The 17,670-nt window shown below is 67.0% G+C and carries 14 protein-coding genes and 6 pseudogenes; 11 read left to right on the top strand and 9 right to left on the bottom strand.

Annotated features, from left to right (window positions below):
- The 3 genes and pseudogenes from ACIQCZ_RS40500 to ACIQCZ_RS40490 form a co-directional block, all read left to right on the top strand.
- Positions 1-1,204 (top strand): ISAzo13 family transposase (locus tag ACIQCZ_RS40500; protein WP_402290975.1); only part of this gene is annotated, 1,204 nt, incomplete at its 5' end.
- A gap of 152 nt (positions 1,205-1,356) precedes the next feature.
- Positions 1,357-1,587 (top strand): annotated as a pseudogene (locus ACIQCZ_RS40495) (ATP-binding protein); the annotation flags it as partial.
- A gap of 100 nt (positions 1,588-1,687) precedes the next feature.
- The gene (locus ACIQCZ_RS40490; protein ID WP_402290972.1) at positions 1,688-2,260 is read left to right on the top strand and encodes a GNAT family N-acetyltransferase; all 573 of its coding nucleotides are present in this window, start codon (positions 1,688-1,690) and stop codon (positions 2,258-2,260) included.
- 305 nt (positions 2,261-2,565) lie between these two features.
- Here the strand turns inward: ACIQCZ_RS40490 and ACIQCZ_RS40485 are convergent, their stop codons facing one another.
- Entirely contained in the window at positions 2,566-3,006 is a 441-nt protein-coding gene (locus ACIQCZ_RS40485; protein WP_402290980.1) for a winged helix-turn-helix transcriptional regulator, read from the bottom strand.
- A 348-nt stretch (positions 3,007-3,354) separates the two neighbouring features.
- Between ACIQCZ_RS40485 and ACIQCZ_RS40480 the strand changes: the two genes are divergently transcribed.
- The 3 genes and pseudogenes from ACIQCZ_RS40480 (at position 3,355) to ACIQCZ_RS40470 (ending at position 7,319) form a co-directional block, all read left to right on the top strand.
- Positions 3,355-4,311: an alpha/beta fold hydrolase gene (locus tag ACIQCZ_RS40480; RefSeq protein WP_402290970.1), complete on the top strand. Its 957-nt coding sequence runs from the start codon at positions 3,355-3,357 to the stop codon at positions 4,309-4,311.
- Positions 4,312-4,484: 173 nt separating this feature from the next.
- A pseudogene (locus tag ACIQCZ_RS40475) lies at positions 4,485-4,968 on the top strand (transposase family protein); the annotation flags it as partial.
- A 110-nt stretch (positions 4,969-5,078) separates the two neighbouring features.
- Positions 5,079-7,319 carry a WD40 repeat domain-containing protein gene (locus ACIQCZ_RS40470; protein ID WP_402290967.1) on the top strand — a complete coding sequence of 747 codons (2,241 nt, stop codon included), beginning with the start codon at positions 5,079-5,081 and terminating at the stop codon, positions 7,317-7,319.
- 470 nt (positions 7,320-7,789) lie between these two features.
- On the opposite strand, the pseudogene ACIQCZ_RS40465 reads toward ACIQCZ_RS40470, so the two are convergent.
- Positions 7,790-8,335: pseudogene (locus ACIQCZ_RS40465) on the bottom strand (aminotransferase class I/II-fold pyridoxal phosphate-dependent enzyme); the annotation flags it as partial.
- 367 nt (positions 8,336-8,702) lie between these two features.
- Entirely contained in the window at positions 8,703-9,104 is a 402-nt protein-coding gene (locus ACIQCZ_RS40460; RefSeq protein ID WP_020578017.1) for a RidA family protein, read from the bottom strand.
- A 127-nt stretch (positions 9,105-9,231) separates the two neighbouring features.
- Between ACIQCZ_RS40460 and ACIQCZ_RS40455 the strand changes: the two are divergent.
- Both ACIQCZ_RS40455 and ACIQCZ_RS40450 read left to right on the top strand, forming a co-directional pair.
- Positions 9,232-9,722 (top strand): annotated as a pseudogene (locus ACIQCZ_RS40455) (IS1380 family transposase); the annotation flags it as partial.
- 241 nt (positions 9,723-9,963) lie between these two features.
- Positions 9,964-11,415, top strand: a complete 1,452-nt coding sequence (locus ACIQCZ_RS40450; RefSeq protein ID WP_402290965.1) for an FAD-dependent oxidoreductase — start codon at positions 9,964-9,966, stop codon at positions 11,413-11,415.
- 212 nt (positions 11,416-11,627) lie between these two features.
- Here the strand turns inward: ACIQCZ_RS40450 and ACIQCZ_RS40445 are convergent, their stop codons facing one another.
- From ACIQCZ_RS40445 to ACIQCZ_RS40425, 5 genes and pseudogenes are all read right to left on the bottom strand, one after another.
- The gene (locus ACIQCZ_RS40445; RefSeq protein ID WP_402290962.1) at positions 11,628-13,223 is read right to left on the bottom strand and encodes an ISKra4 family transposase; all 1,596 of its coding nucleotides are present in this window, start codon (positions 13,221-13,223) and stop codon (positions 11,628-11,630) included.
- Positions 13,220-13,429 (bottom strand): hypothetical protein, encoded by a 210-nt coding sequence (locus ACIQCZ_RS40440; protein WP_402290960.1) that lies wholly within the window; start codon positions 13,427-13,429, stop codon positions 13,220-13,222. The genes ACIQCZ_RS40445 and ACIQCZ_RS40440 overlap by 4 nt, the downstream gene beginning before the upstream one ends.
- 79 nt (positions 13,430-13,508) lie before the next feature.
- Positions 13,509-13,679, bottom strand: a complete 171-nt coding sequence (locus ACIQCZ_RS40435) for a hypothetical protein (protein ID WP_402290957.1) — start codon at positions 13,677-13,679, stop codon at positions 13,509-13,511.
- Positions 13,680-13,797: 118 nt separating this feature from the next.
- Positions 13,798-14,088 (bottom strand): aminotransferase class I/II-fold pyridoxal phosphate-dependent enzyme, encoded by a 291-nt coding sequence (locus ACIQCZ_RS40430; RefSeq protein ID WP_402290978.1) that lies wholly within the window; start codon positions 14,086-14,088, stop codon positions 13,798-13,800.
- 96 nt (positions 14,089-14,184) lie between these two features.
- Positions 14,185-14,370 (bottom strand): annotated as a pseudogene (locus ACIQCZ_RS40425) (hypothetical protein); the annotation flags it as partial.
- A gap of 149 nt (positions 14,371-14,519) precedes the next feature.
- Between ACIQCZ_RS40425 and ACIQCZ_RS40420 the strand changes: the two are divergent.
- The 3 genes and pseudogenes from ACIQCZ_RS40420 to ACIQCZ_RS40410 all read left to right on the top strand — a co-directional run bounded on the left by ACIQCZ_RS40420 (position 14,520) and on the right by ACIQCZ_RS40410 (position 16,404).
- Entirely contained in the window at positions 14,520-15,395 is an 876-nt protein-coding gene (locus ACIQCZ_RS40420; protein WP_402290955.1) for a PhzF family phenazine biosynthesis protein, read from the top strand.
- Positions 15,370-15,891, top strand: coding sequence for a hypothetical protein (locus tag ACIQCZ_RS40415; RefSeq protein WP_402290952.1), 522 nt, complete (start codon positions 15,370-15,372; stop codon positions 15,889-15,891). The genes ACIQCZ_RS40420 and ACIQCZ_RS40415 overlap by 26 nt, the downstream gene beginning before the upstream one ends.
- Positions 15,812-16,404, top strand: a pseudogene (locus ACIQCZ_RS40410) (ornithine cyclodeaminase family protein). Before ACIQCZ_RS40415 ends, ACIQCZ_RS40410 begins: the two are co-directional and overlap by 80 nt.
- A gap of 521 nt (positions 16,405-16,925) precedes the next feature.
- On the opposite strand, the gene ACIQCZ_RS40405 reads toward ACIQCZ_RS40410, so the two are convergent.
- Complete coding sequence (locus tag ACIQCZ_RS40405) at positions 16,926-17,513, bottom strand: TetR/AcrR family transcriptional regulator (protein ID WP_402290950.1); 588 nt, start codon at positions 17,511-17,513, stop codon at positions 16,926-16,928.
- Between the last annotated feature and the right edge of the window lie 157 nt (positions 17,514-17,670).

Here is a 17,670-nt window from a genome sequence, read left to right as displayed (position 1 = left end):
GGATGCCCAGTTCCGCTACATCAACGACCGGGCCAAAGAGCATATGGGCGCCGGCGACCCGGTGATCAGTGTGGACACCAAGAAGAAGGAGTTGGTCGGCCGGTACAAGAACGGGGGCCACGAGTGGCAGCCGAAGGGAATGCCGGCCCAGGTCAAGACCCATGACTTCCTGGACCGGCAGGGACCGGGCAAGGCGATCCCGTACGGGATCTACGACGTCGCAGCGAACACCGGATGGGTCAGCGTCGGCACCGATCACGACACCGCCGCGTTCGCCGTCGCCTCCATCCGACGTTGGTGGCAGGCCCGAGGCCGACACGACTATCCGACAGCCACCTGCCTGCTGATCACTGCGGACGCAGGCGGCTCCAACGGCTACCGCACCCGCGCCTGGAAAACTGAACTCGCAGCCCTGGCCGCCGAGACGGGCCTGGACATCACGGTCTGCCACATGCCGCCGGGCACCTCGAAGTGGAACAAGATCGAGCACCGGCTGTTCTCCCACATCTCCATGAACTGGCGCGGCCGCCCACTGACCAGCCACGACGTCATCGTGAACAGCATCACGGCGACCACAACCCGCACCGGACTGAAAGTTCACGCCGAACTCGACCCGGGCACCTACGACACCGGCATCAAGGTCACCGACAGCGACATCGACGCCCTTCCCATGCACCGGCACCGCTTCCACGGCGACTGGAACTACACCCTCCACCCTCAACCTCGCGACACCACAGCCACAGCCGATGCAGCCAAGAACCCTCGCTCAGCCGGCTCATCCCCGCAGCCTGGCACTGGGTATCTGCGCAACCCGGAGCTGACCGGGATGCCTGAACCGGCATTGGACGAACTCGTCGACCAACTCACTTCGACACTCGACGAGTTACGTGAGCACGGACGGCTCCAGCAACGAGGAGATGAGCGCATCCGTGCCCGCGGCGCAGGAGCCAAGGACAAGCTGACCACCGCCGACAGAGTCCTGGCCACCGTGCTCTACCTGCGCAAACTCGGCACCCGAGACCCGCTCGCCCAGCTCTTCGGAGTCAACGGCAGCACCCTCACCAGGGCCGTTCACCAAGTCCAGCCCCTCCTGGCCGAGCACGGCCACACCATCCCACCCTCGACAGCCAGGTTCCGCACGCCCGCCGACGTCACCGCGTTCCTCACGAACAGCAGCCCCACGGAGATCAAATCAGCATGTTGATTCTCTGCGAGCCCTAACACATCAGATCACATGGAGAGCCGGATGCTCAGCCAACGGGCACGTCCGGTTCGGTGGGCGGGGACGGGGAATCCGACACCGGAAACGGTGCACGGCGTCCCGTCCCCGACCCAACACGTGGAACTCGACCGCACGGCGCCGAACTCCTCTTCCAGGTCCTGACCGAACGCGAAGAGAAGAACAGCGTCGCCATCGCCTCCAACGAATCCTTCGTCGGCTGGACCAAGACCTTCACCGACCCCCGCCTCTGCGCGGCCATCGTCGACTGCCTCACCTTCAACAGCACGATCATCGAGACCGGCACCGCCCCCTACCGCCTCGCCGGCACTCAAGCGCGAGCTGACGAGCAAGTCGCAGCCAGCTGACTGGCAGACTGTTCGCTTCTGACCAGGCCGCCGATCTTCGGACCGGCGGATCTTGTTACCGTTCCCCGGACCAGTCGGTCGGTTGCGAACGGAGCCGGATATGTTCCCCGAGACGGTTTTGCACAGCAGACGGCTGATCCTCCGCGCGTTCGACATCAGCGACATTCCGGACACACACGCAAGCTGCTCGGACTCCCTCACTCAACGATGGCTTCCGCTGCCCCAGCCCTACACGCTGGACGATGCCACAGCCTGGTGCACAACCACTGCACGCACGATGCGGGACAGCGGCGACGGCATCCAATTTGCCATCACCGACGCCAGTACCAAGCGCTTGATGGGCCAAGTCGGCTTGAAGAAGACGGACTGGCGAGCGCTGGTGAGCGAAGTTGGCTACTGGGTGTCACCCTGGGCGCGCGGTCACGGCATCGCAGCCGAAGCAACCCGCACGCTGGCGCACTGGCTCCTGACCAACCAGCACTTCCAACGGATGGAACTGCGAGCTGCCACCGAAAACACCGCGTCCCAGGCAGTCGCCCTCAAGGCTGGCTTCCACCGCGAAGGCAACTTGCGAAACGCTGGCTTCGTGCACGGATCTCAAGTCGACCTGGTTCTGTTTTCCCTGGTGCCTGACGACCTCGGGTCGTCGACTGATCCCACTAAGCACCGCTAAATCTCGTGAACATTTCGCTTGCCGCTCACACCATTCTGCTGCCCAGACTCACTGACAAATGCTGCTCCTTGAAGCGGACGAAGCCACACAGCCCCCACCCCAGACACCTCAGGCACATCGACAAAGATCACCCTGCCAAGCCGAAGTCAGTAGCGACTGACATACGCACATAGTGACGTTTTGACTCAAAACAAGATATGACGTCGGATTCGGTTGCCGTGCTGAACACACGGAGGCACTACGGTCCGATGCGGCCCCACACACACGGTTAGAAGATCCGGTCGTGATTGAGCGCAATCCGCAGCTCACCTGGTGGACTTGGGCTGCTCCCCCGCCACCATCGGCTGCGGGTCACCCAGACAAGTCTCGGCGCGGTGCAGTGGGGCGCCGTCGGGGCGTACATAGGTCACGCGCGCCAGCGGTTCGCCAGTGCGGGTGTCGATCAGTGGGCGGTAGGGGGTGCCGGGTTCGATGGCGTGGCGCTCGCCCCACTGGCGCAGGGCAACGATCAGGTCGAAGAACTCGAGACCTTTGTCGGTGAGCGCGTAGGCGCGATAGCTCGTGCCGTCGGCGGCTGGCTCGGTGTACAGCACGCCGGCCGCAACCAGGCCGGAGAGCCGGTCGCTGAGGACGTTCTTGGCAATACCCAGGCTGCGCTGGAACTGACTGAACCGTCGGGTGCCGGTGAACGCGTCACGCAGGATCAACAAGGTCCAGCGGTCGCCGACGAGGTCGGCCGTACGCATCACCGGACAGATCGGCGGCACGGCCCCGCCCGTGACGTTCCCACCCTTGCTGTCCGAATCGGCCACTGGTCCCTCCGCTCGCGTCCCGGTTGACGACTGGTTGCCGGACAAGGCTACCCCGGTTGCAAAACAGGACCACTCTGGTTGCAAATCAAAACCACTTGCGCCTATTCTCCAGGCGAAGACGGCGGGCAGCCACCGGCCGCAGTGCGGGAACTGGCCGTCCCGGGGCACCTCGTGCCTGGAACGACAACCCGCCACGGCCACGACGCAGTTCGCTCGGCCACCCGTACTCCCTCCCCGTCGGCCCGGGCGCCGACGGTCACCTTCCGAGGAGTTCCCCTTCCGATGATCGCGGCGCACGAGACCTTCGAGGGCACCTTCCCCTACGCCCCGCACTTCAACTCCAGCCCCGGCTTCCGCATGCACTTCGTGGACGAAGGCACCGGCCCCGTGCTGCTGTGCTTGCATGGTGAACCCACCTGGGGCTATCTCTTCCGCAAACTGGTCGCCGGCCTCTCCGACACCCACCGGGTCGTGGTCCCGGACCACATGGGCTTCGGCAAGAGCGAGACGCCCGGCAGCCGGACGTACTGGCTCCAGGACCACGTCGACAACCTGGAGGCGTTCGTCCTGGACTTGGAACTGCGCGACATCACCTTGGTCATGCACGACTTCGGAGGTCCGGTCGGGATGGGCCTGCTGGCTCGGCGACCGGACCTGATCACCCGGGTCATCGCCCTCAACGCCCCCACCCCGTTCGGCCAATCCGATCTGGCCCAGACCCTGGCCGCGAACGCCTCCCGGTCACCCTGGTTCCGCTGGATCGCCCGCGCCGAGGCCGACGGCACCCTCGACCATGTGCTCGGCGCGCTCGGCTATAGCGCATTGAGCACCCTCAAACTCAACGGCTTCCAGGACAACACGGTGATCACCCCCGCCTGGATCCGCGCCTACGAGGCCGCCTTCCCGACCCGGGAAGAGACCCTCGGCGCACTGGGCTGGGCCAAGGGCTTCGCGCTCGGCAAGCACCACTTCGAGACACCATCGCGCGAGTCCCGGGAGGCAGCGACACGGCTTCCCGCCCTGACTGTCTGGGGAACACAGGACCGAACACTGCGCGCCGAGCACTTCCTGCCACTCTTCCGCACCGCCTTCCCTCACGGTCTGGTCAGCGAGCTTCCGGCTGCCGGCCATTACAGCCCCGAGGACGCTCCCGATGCCACGATCGCGCTGATACGGCTCTTCTTGGACGCAACGGCCGAGGACTCCGGGCCTTCGGGGGCAGCCGCTGCCGCAGCTTGACGCCAACCACAACACTCAACCGCTACCGAGCGCCAAAACGGCCAACTGAGGCGCTCAGGTGTGCGACACGAGGTCGCACCAGGTAAGTAACAAGGTGGTGTGTGATAGCGGCCGATGGTGTGATCGCTGGTGGGTGGGATGATCCGGCTCCGTAGTGGCAATCAGGGTCACTCTTGGCGATCACGGTCAACCGGGAAGTTCTCTCGGATCGGCTGTTCACGAGGATCTCCCGACAGTATCTTGCCTGTTTGATCGAGGAGTTGGCTCTGCCGTGGCAGTCCGGTATCGAAGTCCGCCGTCAGGCAGTACGGGGGCGTGGGAAAGCGGGCTGCGGGGGCAGATGCCGGCATCAACTGGTCTTCACCGGCCGGTCGGTGGCCACGCTGATTCGTCTGCGGCACGGCCTCTCGCACTCGGTGCTCGGGCTGCTGTTCGCTGTCGACCGCTCCACCATCACCCGCGCCATTGGCGAGGTCCGTGCTCTTCCGGGCGAGCGCGGATGTGCGGATCCCGACCGTCCCACGCCCACGCCCATGGCTGCGCACGTCGGCGGATGTGTTCGCCTACGCCAAAGCCGAAGGCGTCGTGCTCCGTCTGAATGCCACCGAGGTCCTGCACGCGGTCCGTGGCGTCGGCGACGGCCGATCGGGGGCAAAGGAGGCCCTCTGCGATGCCGATGGTGAAATAGCGGACGCCAAGACCGGTCGCAAGCCCACCAGGGCGCGGCGCAACCTTGCAGGCCCGAGCGGAATGAGGGACAACGGCTGATGTGGACCGACACTGCCTTCCTGGTCGGCTCCGATCCGGGCGAGGTACTGCGTACGGCGCCGCCGCCGGTCGGCGAGGACGAGCGACGTACGGCTGCCGTGTTCCGTTCGGTGGCCCTGCGGCTCAGCCGGGCCGACGGCGTGGGCCGGGCCCAGCTGCTGTCCCTGGAGGCGGCCCGCTTCGGATGGTCCGGCCTGGCGGCACGGTTCGCCTCGGCCACACCGCCTGGGGAGCCGACCGCGCCCTGGCGGGTCGGCTGGGCGACGGGACGGCGGGCCGACGAGCGGACCGCGCGGGTGATGCGCTGCGATGGCGTGCACGCGGTGCTCGCCGTGCGGAACGGGCGGCTGGTCGCCGTGGATGCCGGTCCGTTCGGCGAGGTACGGGCTCTGGACGTGCTCGACGGGACCTCGACGGGCCTGTTCAAGGCCCCGCAGGGCACCCGGGTGATGGGATGGGTCGAGGCGGACGGGCAGGTACTCGTCCTCACCGGCCACGAGGCGCGTGACCGGCATTGGAACACCGACCGGCAGGGGCCCGACGACACCATACGGGCCTGGGACCTGAGCACCGGTGAGCCGGTGGGCGAGCCGCTCACCGTTGCCCATGGCCTCCTCACCACGGTGGCGACCGTACGGGCGGATGGCCGGACGCTCCTGGTCGGCGGTGGCTGGGACGGGCTGGTCCGGGTCTGGGATCCGGCCACCGGCCGGGAAGTCGCCGAGCCCGCCGGGGGACACCAGGGCTGGGTGACGTCCGTCGCAACGGCATGGGTGGCGGGCCGCCCGGTCGTCGTCATCGCGAGGGAGCACAACCATGACGTCCTGGTCCGGGACCTGTTCAGCGGCCATCCCGTCGGTCGGCCGCTGACTGGCCACTCCGCACCAGTCCTGGCCGTGGCCACCACCGAGGCGGACGGCCGGGCCCTGGCCGTCACCGCGAGCGAGGACCACACGGCACGAGTCTGGGACCTGGCCACCGGCGAGCAGGTCGGCGCCCCGCTCACCGGCCACAGCCACCGCGTCTGCGCGGTCACGACCGCCCGTGTGGACGGCCGTACCCTCGCCGTCACCGGAAGCTGGGACGACACCGTCCGGGTGTGGGACCTGCTCACCGGCGAGCAGCTCGTCGACGCCTTCACCGGCCACGACCAGCCGGTACGCGAGGTGGCGGTCACCACTGTGGACGAGCGGCCCGTTGTGGCCGCCCGGGCCTCCGACGGCCTGTTGCGCACGTGGCACCTCGCCCAGCACCGCCACGGAGGCGACGCCGTCGACGGCCCGGGCCAGGAGACCGCGTCCCTGACCGCAGTGACCGTGGGCAGCCGCCGGGTCGTGGCCGCGGGCCGGTACGACGGGACAGTCGACCTCTGGGACCTCGCGCATCCCCACACCACCCAGCCCCTGCCCGGCCACGCCGATGCGGTCTTGGCCGGAGGCATGGCCACGGCCGTCGTGGACGGGCACACCGTGCTGCTCACGGCGGGCCGGGACGGGCTCGTGCGGATCGCCGACCTGGAGACCCGCCAGACATTCGGGGCCCCACTCGACTGCCGGGACACGGAGCCGACCGCCCTCGCCACGGCCGTCGCCGACGGCCGGACCCTCGTCCTGGTGGGCACCCGGACCGGAACCGTCCGTATCTGGGACCTGGCCGTACAGCAGGAGACCGGACCGGCACTGACCACTGGTGACAACCGGGGCATACGCGCGGTCGGGGCCATCTCGGCCGACGGCCGCACCACCCTCGTCACAGGCCACGCCGACCGCACGGTCCGCATCTGGGACCTGGCCGACCGCGCCTCGCTCGGCCGACCGCTCCACGGCCACACCCGCGCGGTGGAGCGTGTCGCGACGGCCCTGGTGGACGGTACACCTGTCGCCGTCACCACCGCCGGATACGACCCCCACCCAAGGGTCTGGGATCTCACGACCGGCCTCGAATCCGGCGAGCCGCTGTACGACCACCGCCGCAGGATCGCCGACCTGGCCGTCACCGCGCTCGACGACCGGACCATCGCCGTCACCGGAGGCGACGACGCCACCGTGCGTGCCTGGGACCTGCACACCCGGACCCGGATCGGCCGTGCCCTGCGCTTCCCCTACCGGGTGCACAGCGTGACCCCCGTCGACGGCGGCGCGCTGTTGGTCGGCTTCGCCGACGAACTGGCCCTGCTGCCGCGGGCGGATCTTTGGGACGCGCCCGACCACGGTCTGCGCCGAGTCGAGATCTTCAAGTGAGGCTGCGAAGCCAGATGGCCGCGCCGAGCAGGTGCAACAAGACTTATCACCGACATCCTTGAGGAGGCGGGGAACGGACGGTCACTACGCGAACGGGCCCGCACGGGAAGTCCGCCACACTCACCGGCGGGCCGCTGGACGGGCTGCCGACTGCGAGTGACCGACCGGCCCGACGTGTCCGGCGCCGGGCTCCGAATCTGATCCCCCCAACCGCTCGGCCGAACGCCGAACCGACTCACCTGCCGCGATCCCGCGGCATAACTGCTCACGCTCGCTGCCGGGCGGATGCCGCATCGACCGCTGCTACGGGACCTGGCGGGCGCCGCCTCTCTAGTGCTGCGACCGGCGGACGTGATGCATGGGCGCCCCAAGTGCCCGTCCCAGCAAGCTGAAGGACTGTCCCTCGCCCCGGCGCTGGTGTCGAGGAGTTCCAGCCAGAGGGTCAGGCCGCCGACAGGTGTCTCAAATCGAGCCCAGTCAAGGGCGGACAGAGTGGTGGCCAGGTGGTCGCGCTGTTCGCGGAGGAGGTTGAGCCGGAAGGCGAGGATGTCGTCGTAGTGTTCGAGGAGCCTGATCGCGGTGAGTTGGTCGAGGAGCGGAGGAACCAGTGAAGGGGCGGTGACGGCACGCGCGAGCTCTGTGATGGTTTGACCGTTGGCTCGGATCCATCCCACGCGCAGGCCGGGCCAGAGGGTCTTGCTGAGTGATCCGATGGTGATGACATGTCGGCTGGTCGCGGTGCTCGCAACGTGCGACGGGGGTTGCGGAGGGGTGCGCAGGTCGAGATCGCGCATGGTTTCGTCGATGATGAAAAGGGTGTCGTGCCGGCTGATCCTGTTACGGAGTCTGGAGCGCTGTTCTTCGGACATCAGCAGGCCGGTGGGGTTGTGGAAGTCGGGGACCAAATAGGCCAGGGCCGCGTGGCTGGTGCCCAGGGTTCGCTCAAGTGCTTCCAGGTTCCAACCCTGGGGATCGAGTGGCTGGCCGATCAGTCGGACGCCGGCTGCACGCAGCACGCTCAGGGCCCGGGGATAGGTGGGTGAATCGACGATGGGTGCAGTTCGTCCTGAGTGAGTGGTGCTTCAGGCTGCGAGGCGGAGTCCTTCCTGGTAGCGGGCTTGGTGGACACGACGGTGTTCCTGTTTGAGGTGCCAGGCGTATGTGTGGGGCGAGCATGTGCTGCAGATGGGTGGTGGGGCGACCTGCCGGTGCTGGTAGAGCGCGGCGGTGATCTGGTAGGTCAGGGCACCAGGCTCGGTGTGCTGTCCATGGCGAGGGGGCGTCGGGCCGGCCCGCCTGCACCGCGGCGGCGTTGACGGGGACCAGGGCCTGCACCGTCTGGGTCATGATCGTCGCGCGGCGCGGGTCATGTTGTCCCAGCCCTCAGTCCTTCGTGACGGCGATACAGTCGACCTCGATGTCGAAGGGGCCCGTCCACTCCGGCACGCAGAAGAAGATGCGGGCAGGCGGGTTGTTCGGAAAAAAGCGCTTGTAGACCTCGTTGAAAGCGTTGAAGTGGTCGGCCGAGATGCACATTGCGTTGCATTTCAGCACATGATCGAGGTCCGATCCGGCCGCCTCGAGCGCCTTCTTAATCTGGGTGAGGATAAGCTCGACCTGGCGTTCGAACGGCGCGTTCGGGACGAGTTCCCCGGTGTCGGGGTCGAAAGGCGGCATGCCCGAGATGAACACCATGTTGCCGGCCCGGGTACAGGTCGACACCGGCGCGCCCCACTTCTCGAAATTACTGTCGATGGGTTCGACCCGGATGATTTCCCGTTCCATGCGTTCGCTCCTTGTCTGTATGGCGTCAGTCAAGCCTGGAATTGTCGCGAAAGTCCGCCGATGAGTGCGTGCGAAATGCGAAAGTGTCTGTCCTGCAAGACACAATAGGAATTCTGAAGGGTTCCAGATGCCAGGCTGGGTACGAATCTCTGCTGACGGCCTGGTCGTCCTGTCGCATGCCGGGATGGGCATGGTGCGCGAACTCGCCGACCTGACCACACTTTCGGTGCAGGTCGCGGCCGTGCTCGCGGACACGTACAAGGGTCCGCGGGTGTACGAGCCGGGCGGTGTTCGCCGATCTGGTCGCCGCGGCCGCGCGGGCACTGGCGTGGGCGGCCGGTGCCGCACCCGCCGCGGGTGGGTGGCTGCACATTGATGTCGATGCCACCATCACCATCGACCACTCCAACAGAACGCGGCAGCGACCTGGGACCTACGGCCACCACCCATTACCGGTGTTCCTGGACCGCCCCGGCATCGCCGACAGCGAAGCGCTCGCTAGGTTGCTCCGCGTGGGGAACGCGGGCTCGAATTACCGCCACTGGCCACGTTACCGTGCTCGGGTGGGCCTTGCAGGCGCAGGTCGAAGGCTCGGCAAGCGATATCGCACGCCGCGGCGCGGATGCACTCTGGCGGAACCTGATCGACAATCGTCGTGGGACGGCGGTGCGACAGCCCGCCTGACACGTGTGCGCCACGGCAGCTCTCGGCGACGGACCCACTCTTCAGCGTGGCGTCGACGATCACCGCCACGTGGCGAAACTGCCCGTATCACGCGGTAATTTGCACCATGTGGTCGACATTTTGGACCTGTGCGCCCGTGATCGCTCGGGAACTCCTGGCCCACGAAGGATGCGCCATGACGACTATCGAGCTCTACCCCGATGACGTTCACAACCAGCGGACGATCCGCCAGGGGCACCCACCTGACTGGGGCAACCGCGAAGGTGGTGACTACGACCTGGTGGTGCTCGGCGGCGGACCGGGCGGCCTCACCGCCGCCATAACTGCTGCCGCAGGCGGGCACCGCGTCGCTATGACCGAGCAGCGACTGACCGGGGGCACCTGTGTCAACTTCGGCTGCACGCCGAGCAAAGCGCTGATTCGCTGCGCACGCGCGGTGCACGATGCGAGCCGCGGGGCCGAGTTCGGCTTTCGGCTCGACGCCCCACCCCGAACAGATTTCGGCTCGGTCATGGATCGGGTCCGCAAGATGCGTTCCCTCAGCAGCGCAGGTGATGCGGTCGAGGTGGCCGAGCAAGCGGGGGCGGAGGTCTACCTCGGGCACACGCGCTTCACCGCGCCGAATGCCATGGAGGTCGAGGGCAGGCTACTGCGATTTCGGACGGCCGTGATCGCCACCGGTTCGGACCCCGTGGTGCCCCCCATCGAGGGACTGCGGACAGGCGAGTACCTGACCAACGAGACCGTCTTCTCACTGACCGAGCTGCCAGCCAGGCTGGTCGTCATCGGCAGCGGTCCGATGGGATGCGAGCTGGCCCAGGCCTTCCGCCGTCTCGGCAGCGAAGTGGACCTGGTCAGCCACTCCAGGACCCTGCTGCCCAATGATGAGCAGGAGGTCAGTGAGCTGATCCGTCGCCGGTTCGAGCAGGAGGGGCTAAGGCTCCATCTGGGGTTCAAGGCAGTACGGGCGGGCGCCGGCCGTTTGCTGGCGCAGGGCACCGGCGAGACGCGCGAGTTGCCCTATGACGCGCTGCTGTTCGGCACCGGCCGCAAGGCGCACGTGGAGCACCTGGGCCTGGGCGCGGCAGGGGTGCACGCCGACGGGGATGGCGTGGAGGTAGATGAGTACCTGTGCACCAGCAACCCCAACATCTATGCCATTGGCGATGCAACCTTCCCGCAGAAGTTCACGCACGCGGCCAATGCGACAGCGCGGCTCTGTATCGCGAACGCGCTGGACGGAGCACTTCGCCCGGCACGAGAGCTCGTCATTCCCCACTGCACCTACACCGATCCCGAGGTGGCCGAGGTGGGCCTGACTCCGCGCCGAGCCCGCAACGAAGGTGTCGCCATCGACGCTTACCGGCTCGACCTGGACAAGGTGGCGCGGGCGTTCATCGACGGCGAGGAGGAAGGATTCGGGGCGATATACACGCGCAGCGGCAGCAGCGAGATCGCAGGAGCGACGCTTGTGGCGGCGCACGCCGGTGAGATGATCACCGAGCTTACGCTGGCAATCATGAACCAGGTGCCGCTGGAGGTGCTGGCCGAAACGGTTCACTGCTACCCGACGCAGGCCCAGGTCTTCCAGGAGATCGCACTGCGGTACGCCAGAGCCCAGATGTAGCTGTTCAGCTTGGGTAGCGGCCTGTTGGACGACGAACGTTCAAGATCGCTAAGGGCTGTCCCGCAATCCGCGGTGGATCAGCGCGCGGCGTCAGATGCGGTGCATCGCAAGGCGGAGGGGCGTCCACATACTGGATGTATGTGGACGTTCCGACAACGCGGCGAGGTGCCGTAGCTGACGTCGCGTGCCCGCCGGGGATTACGGGACAACCCTTAGGCTGCTTGATGTTGAGTCCGATAGTGAGCCGACGCGCGAGGGGCTGCGAGGCGGAGTCTGTCCTGGTAGCGGGCCTGGTGGACACGACGGTGTTCCTGTTTGAGTTGCCAGGCGTAGTAGGGGTCGAAGTCGCCGTTGCTGATTAGGGCTCGCAGTTTCAGGACGGCTTCGGCTCCGGCGAGTGACCAGCGGGCGCCGGTGATGTCGAGGCGGTCCTTGACCAGGTGGCAGCAGGCGCCGTCGATGATGCCGGTGGCGATCGGCCAGCCGCGGGTCAGCGCGGTGTCGTACCGCAGGTAGGGGCTTTTGCTCTCCAGATAGCCGCAGACCGCCTCGATGGTCTTGAGCTTGTCCTCGCCGAGGACGGCCGTCTTGGCGGCGGTACGGATGTCGGCGATGACCTGTTCGCTGTCGCCGGCCAGCACACTGCGGGCTTGGGCGGCGACCCAGCTCTCGGCGGCGGGGTCGTTCGCGGCATGGAAGCACCAGGCGGCTTTCGACAGGTATTCGAGGACGTGGACGAAGTCCACGACGATGTGCACGGTGACGCCGCGCAGTTCGGCCTCGGTGTGGATCTGGTCGATCTGTGCCTTCGCGCCGTCGACCAGGACGATCCAGGTGCGGGCGTGGATCGGGTCGCGCTGCTCGACCTGGCCGAACACCGCCGAGATCACGCTCTGGGTGTTGTCGGTGACGCTGCCGGTCAGCCGCTTGTTGAACGCCTCGGGTCCGCGATTGCGCCCGGCCGGGCCGTCGCTGTCGGGGTCCGGGGGTGGAGCGATGACGTCGTCGACGGCCCGAGGCGCGGGGCCGACGTCGTAGACGGCGCCGAGCATGGCCATGCGCGTGCGGCCGTTCTTCTCCCCGCCGGACAGCCGGGTGCGCATCTTGTTGCCGCCCTTGGCCTCAGCCGCCTTGCGCGTGGCGTCGGTCAGCGCTTCGGGGCGCATGACGACGCCCTTGCCGTCGACCGAGAGCACCAGCAGCGTGTCCGCCGTGCACGGCTCTGGGGCCCGGGCGCGGTAGAACGCCTCGACATCGACGGCGGCCCGCACCGTGAGCTGTTCGATCTGCCGTTTGCCGATCCTGGTGCCGCAGCCGCGCTCGATCGCCCGCTGGGCGTCGTCGAAGCTGCCGCGCACCGCCTCCAGGGCGGCCAGCTGCCGTAGTCCGTGGCTGAACCGCTCGGCGGGCAGGTTCAAGACGGCGTCCATCGGACGGAGGTTGGAGGCACCCAGCGAGCGGTAGGCGGTCCGGGTCACGGTCACCGTGCCGAACACCATGGCCAGCAGCCGCTCATGCCCCGGCTCGATCCTGCGGCGCGTCACCTGGTCCGTGCCCGTCACTCGAGTCAGTCGCGGCTCGCGCATGGACCGCAGGTCCAGATGGTCCTGCAGCAGTCGTCGCATCACCTCCCGCCCGCGCGAAGTGATCAGGCCCTCCAACTGCGCGTGCGTCAGCCGGTCCGCGGACTCGTCGTGCAAGTCCTCCACCAGCGCACCGAACAGGTTCCACGACGCCGCGAAGGAAGTGATCACCTGCTCCAGGCCGGCCGCCGAGTCCGACTCGTCCCCACCACGGCCCGCGTTCACGCGGCGGTCTCCACGGTGGTGCGAGCGAACAGCCCCGGCTCCACCTCGACCAGCGTCCCGTCGGCCACCAGACGCTTGAGCTTGGAACGCATCGCCTCGGTGTACCGCGCCTCCGCCCCGATGCCCAGGGCATCGCACACGTCCCGCGACCGCAACGGCCCCGAGGCCGTCACGAACACGGACACGATCCGCTGATAGACAGTCACATCGCGCAGTGACCCGCGCACTCCGAGCGCAGCACCACTCGGCGGTGCGACGTCCTCACCGGCAGCCTCCCCGCCCGGTTCACCGGCCAGTACCTCGGCCCACCGTCCGTCGCGCGATCTCCAGCCTCGACAGCTCATCGCGGGCCGCATCCAGTCGATTGGCCACGTCCTGCGCCTTCGCCCGCAGCTCCTCCACCCGAGCCAGCGCCGCCGCCTCCCGGCGCTTCAGCTGTTCCAACACTGATCCCACCCAAGGCTCCTTCGCACCCATACCCGGGCCGCCAGCCCGACGGCCCCGACACCAGCACCCTAGGAACCCAACCCGCCCGAGACGGCAGACACCTATGTCAAGCCACCCAAAAGGTCACTCATTCCGAACTGCACCCATCGACGATTACCCGGCGGCCGTGGCGCACGTATACCGCGCTGAGGAGAGCCAGAGCCGCATCGGCACCGCTTGTGATGAGGATGTCCTCGGCGCGGGTTGGTAGCCCTTGGGAGGAGTACCGTGCCGCGACGGTCTCACGCAGTTCCTTCTGGCCGTGTCCCGAGCGGTCTTCGTTGTGGAGGGCCGTGTGGAGGTTCTCGGCGGCTGCTTGTACGGCCATGTGCAGTTGAGCGAACGGGGCCGCGGGTTCGGCGCTGGTGAGATCCAGCACGGTGCCGCGTTGTCCCTCTCCTCCGAAGTCTGTCGCCCATGGGGCCAGGCGCTCGCGCAGGCGCGGGGGCAATGCTGTGACGCTTCCGGGGCCGGTGCGCGTGATGATGAGATCAGCGGCCCGGAGATGATCGTAGGCAGCGGCGACTGTGCCGCGAGCCACATGAAGCTCTTGTGCGAGAGGACGTTCGGCAGGCAGTTGCCCCCAGTGGCAGTCGGCCGCTGAGGATCGCGGTCTCGATGCAGCTGGCCAGTCGCTTGGGCAACGTACCCTCGCCGGCACGCCAGGTTCCGAGCAGGCCGCTGAGCTCAGCCGGGGTGATGGGGCGCGTGTCCATATGGGCCAGTCTTCCACGATTGGACCAGGACAAGGAGGGTCGGCGGCTCCTACGGTCGAAGGAAATCACCAGGAGCTGAAGGAGCCCGCCCTCTATGTCTGCCGCCTACCGCCACGTTGATGTTTTTGCGTCGGCCCCGTTCACCGGTAACAGTCTGGCTGTTTTCCCCGAGGGTGGGAGTTTTTCCTACAAACAGATGCTTGCGATCACCCAGGAGCTGCGGCATTTCGAGTCAATTTTTCTCGCTTCTACCGAGACCGCCGACACGTACCAGGCCCGGGTTTTCGATCTCTTCGAGGAGTTGGACTTCGCGGGGCATCCCATTCTGGGTGCTGCTGCCGTGCTTCATGAGCAGACCGGCTCAGCGGGACCCCGCCGGTGGACCTTCGAGTTGCCTCGCAAGACGGTTGAGGTCACGACTGAGCCCACCCCCAGTGGCTACAGTGCTGTCCTCGACCAGGGGCGGCCGCAGTTTCTCGGCGAGGTCCCAAAAGAGGCTTCGCGCGAGATCGCCGAGGCACTCTCGCTGCCTCCGGAGGCTCTTGCCGATCTCCCTTTGGAAGCGGTCTCCACCGGCCTGAAGTACCTGATCGTCCCCGTGGTCGAAAGTCTCTCCGAGGCCGGAATCATCCGAGCCGACTTCGCCGAACTCATCGGTCGCTTCGGCGCACAGTTCGCCTATCTCGTCGACATCAAGGCTCTCGAAGGGCGGCATTGGAACAACGACGGCATTTTTGAGGACGTTGCCACCGGCAGCGCGGCAGGCTGCGTCGGAGCCTACTTGGCGAAGCACCACGTGGTTCCGACCGAGGAGGAATTCGTCCTGCATCAAGGACGCTTCATGGGCCGCCCGAGCATGATCCGAGTAAAGCCCCAAGGGCAGCCGAACGATCTGGTGAACATCCAAGTCGGTGGTGAAATCGCCATGGTGGCCGTCGGAAACCTTGACCATCTCCCCGAGCAAGGATGATTCGATGCCAAATTTTCCCTTCTACGGCCCAGATCAACTCCGTGCCGCCCTTGACGTACGCGACCTCATCGAGCCAGTGGCCGAGGCCTTCGCCGCCTACAGCACCATCAGCGGCGCGACCGCGCCGGTGTCCGTTCTTCCTCTTGCTCGCGGTGGCGACTCCCACATCAAAGCCGCCTATCTCCCGGGTCGGCCGAACTTCGTGGTCAAGATAGCGAACTGGTTCCCGCGCAACCCTGTTCACGGTCTACCCGAAGGTGGCGGATTCATTGCCCTGTTCGATGCTGCCAACGGGAGTGTCAAGGCCATCTTTGAGGACGAGCACCACCTTTCGGACCTGCGCACCGCCGCGGCAGGAGCTGTCTGCGCCCGTCTGCTCGCACGCCGCGACGCAACACAGGTCGTGATCCTGGGGACTGGCCGCCCAAGCACGTCTTCAAGCCGTCGCCCTCACCCATGTCAGGCCCATCGAGCACATCACTGTCTGGGGGCGTGACCGAAACCGGGCCGACAACCTCGTGAATCAGTTGCGCCAGGATCTGCCCGCCATCACGATCACGACCGCCGACCGTGCCGAGAGCGCCGTCCGGTCAGCGGACATCATCATCACCGCGACCGGCAGCCAGGCACCCCCGTCCTCGCGGGTACCTGGCTGCGGCCAGGCCAGCACATCACAGCTCTCGGTGCCGACGACGCCACCAAGCGGGAACTCGATGATGCCTGTCTCCAGCGCGCAGACCGGGTCCTGGTGGACAGCCGTGATCTCAATCTCCAGTTCGGCGATCTGCACGCCGCCGTGCAGGCGGGTGAGATCACCGCCTGCCGTATCGACGGCGAAATCGGCCAGGCGCCGGCCGGCCTCATCCCGGGGCGAAAGCATGCCAAGGACATCACTGTCGCCAAGCTCATCGGTATCGGTCCCCAGGATCTGCTGGCCGCGGAAACCGCCCTGCATCTGCTGGAGGAGCAGACCGCAGCTCCACACTCGGAGGGAAGCACCAGCCGATGACGTTTCCTCTCGGCGGAAAGAGCCCTGATGTTGTGGCCTGGGCCGTACCCAAGAAGGGCTCTCCAGGAGGCAGGGCACAATGGTGTGCAGGCAACGGAGCTCCATAACAGCAGACGGTCCTGGCGGACCACCTGCTCCGACGTGGCTCCGTTCCCGCGTTCCGCCCCGACTCCGAGCCGCTGTCAAACCCCTTGCCCGCAAGGCGAATACGATGTCGTCCCAGCGCGTGCGCCAGGGTGAGGAGAGCCTGGCGACCCGGCGTGATGTGACACCATCGGGCGCCGAACTCGCCGCGACGAGCCGTCAGGTGCCCGGCGAGGTCGCGTAGGGTCACTGAACAAATCGCTCACCGATGGACAGGCAAGCCCACGAAGCTCCTGGTCGGCGCGGGTGATCTTGGTCGTGAACCCGTCCACCATGAGTTTCACCAGCACGTACGGTCCACCAACCCCCCGGCCCTAACCTCCTGACCGGAAAGGACTCACTGACTGGGGGAACCGTTCCGGTCGCTCCTCGGCGGCTCACGAATGAAGCGGCCTGGTGAAGCCGTAGAGCAGATCGAGGAAGCGTCTGCGAAGTTCATCGGAAGTCAGGCGAAGCGCACCCGCGCCTGCCAGATGGTCGAAGACGAGGCCGTCCAGAAAGGCCACGAATATCGGCGCCTGCGACAGTGGATCGGACGCGCCCATGGCGGTGAGCAAATCCCGCGCCATGGCTCGGTATGCCTCGCCCGCGTCGACGAGGACGGCATGCAGCTCGGGCCGACGCGTAGACTCCAAGGACAGTTCGTAGCGGGCGAGCATGCGTTCGCGACCTGCGGTGGTCCAGCGTTCGACGAGGTTGGCAGCGACTGCGGCGACCTCGGCCATGTCCGCTGGTTTGGCGATGGCGGGGTGGTCGGCCAGGTCGGCGATGTCCGCCTCGGCCAACCGCTCGACCGTCGCCTGCAGGAGCGCCTGCCGGGTGCGGAAGTAGTAGGAGCACGTGCCTGTCGGTAGACCGGCGGCCTCGTCGACCGCGCGGTGCGTCAGGCCGCGCATCCCTGCCCTGGCCAGCGTGCCGATCGCCACATCGGCCAGTTCCTGCCGCCTTGTTGTGCGTTCGGCCACCACTTTCTCCTTGCACGTATATCCCACTCTACAGATGTAGTATACCTTCCTCTATCGATGTAGAGAACATGCCGCGCGGGGGCGCGCTCCACGCAGCGCAATCGTGATCGGAGAGGGATCGGCGTTCTGGCCACCGCCGTCGGGCCGGCCCGGCAAG

Source organism: Streptomyces sp. NPDC093149, assembly GCF_044754145.1.
In the GTDB taxonomy this organism is placed as follows: Bacteria; Actinomycetota; Actinomycetes; order Streptomycetales; family Streptomycetaceae; genus Streptomyces.
Note: the sequence above shows the minus strand (reverse complement) of the source record. Positions and strands in the feature narration are given on the sequence as shown.

Bases quoted from the DNA above. Each gene is read 5' to 3' on its own strand.
- ACIQCZ_RS40490 (WP_402290972.1), top strand. From the start codon at position 1,688: ATGTTCCCCGAGACGGTTTTGCACAGCAGACGGCTGATCCTCCGCGCG.
- ACIQCZ_RS40485 (WP_402290980.1), bottom strand. From the start codon at position 3,006: ATGCGTACGGCCGACCTCGTCGGCGACCGCTGGACCTTGTTGATCCTG.
- ACIQCZ_RS40480 (WP_402290970.1), top strand. From the start codon at position 3,355: ATGATCGCGGCGCACGAGACCTTCGAGGGCACCTTCCCCTACGCCCCG.
- ACIQCZ_RS40470 (WP_402290967.1), top strand. From the start codon at position 5,079: ATGTGGACCGACACTGCCTTCCTGGTCGGCTCCGATCCGGGCGAGGTA.
- ACIQCZ_RS40460 (WP_020578017.1), bottom strand. From the start codon at position 9,104: ATGGAACGGGAAATCATCCGGGTCGAACCCATCGACAGTAATTTCGAG.
- ACIQCZ_RS40450 (WP_402290965.1), top strand. From the start codon at position 9,964: ATGACGACTATCGAGCTCTACCCCGATGACGTTCACAACCAGCGGACG.
- ACIQCZ_RS40420 (WP_402290955.1), top strand. From the start codon at position 14,520: ATGTCTGCCGCCTACCGCCACGTTGATGTTTTTGCGTCGGCCCCGTTC.